The sequence below is a fragment of the Bartonella sp. AA89HNZF genome (assembly GCF_042196905.1).
Taxonomy (GTDB): Bacteria; Pseudomonadota; Alphaproteobacteria; order Rhizobiales; family Rhizobiaceae; genus Bartonella.
In genome coordinates this window covers 1-809 of record NZ_JBHIRD010000098.1, presented here as the reverse complement: position 1 = coordinate 809, position 809 = coordinate 1, and the positions used below count along the sequence as shown (strand labels likewise).

Sequence of the window (809 nt, the reverse complement as noted above, 5' to 3'; positions counted from 1 at the left end):
AAAAAATAACCATATCGTTAGAAACTATAGCGTACACCTAAAATACCCTGAAAGGACTGTTTTGTTTTATGTCCTTTAACATAATGGGCCTCACCATATAACTTTAACTTCTCACTCACAAAACTGCTTAAACCTAATCCTAACTTACCTGCATTGCCCGATAAGTCCGTGGTAAATGGATGACGTTGATTAATTAACGTTTGATTGTCATCTTTATTCTCACGCAACCATGCTGCTGTAATATACGCAAGCGATGAGGAATCCATGTGAGAACCAAATTCATATCCTAAAGATAAGCCAACCTCACTGCGTAATGAAGTAAATGGACGCATGTCACCTGTCATGCCATTCGATAACTTGATTTCTTTACCCTCAACACGCAACCATGTAAATTGTCCATAAGGCTGCAACCAACTGTTCTTTGACGTCTTAAGTCGATAACCAGCTTCAAAGGAAGTTCCCAATGCCCTTTGAGTATATGTTCCTTCAATATCTAAACCATTCGTTGAAACGGCTTTTAGAGTATTTTGATAATGATTGTATTTTAAAATACCATCGAGATACCATCCACTATGATCAAAATAAGTGACATAAGCGCCAATACCATAAGTATTGATTCCACTGTTACCCCCCCGTGCATGCGCAACACGGGCACGATCATAACTGCCAAAACCACCTATATAAAACTCTCCATTTTCCCACTCGCTTAAACCATTGATCCCCAAAACGATACCGGTCTGATCCAGTTTAAAATCTATATGCTCTGTCGCAATGCTCTCTTTAGATTTAATCGCATAGGTCCATAAAGC

1 protein-coding gene is annotated in these 809 nt (G+C 38.9%); it reads right to left on the bottom strand.

The window, feature by feature from the left end; genetic code table 11:
• Positions 1–17 precede the first annotated feature (17 nt).
• Positions 18–809, bottom strand: a 792-nt coding sequence (locus ACFIN0_RS09920) for an autotransporter outer membrane beta-barrel domain-containing protein (protein ID WP_375702471.1), incomplete at its 5' end; no start/stop codon positions are given.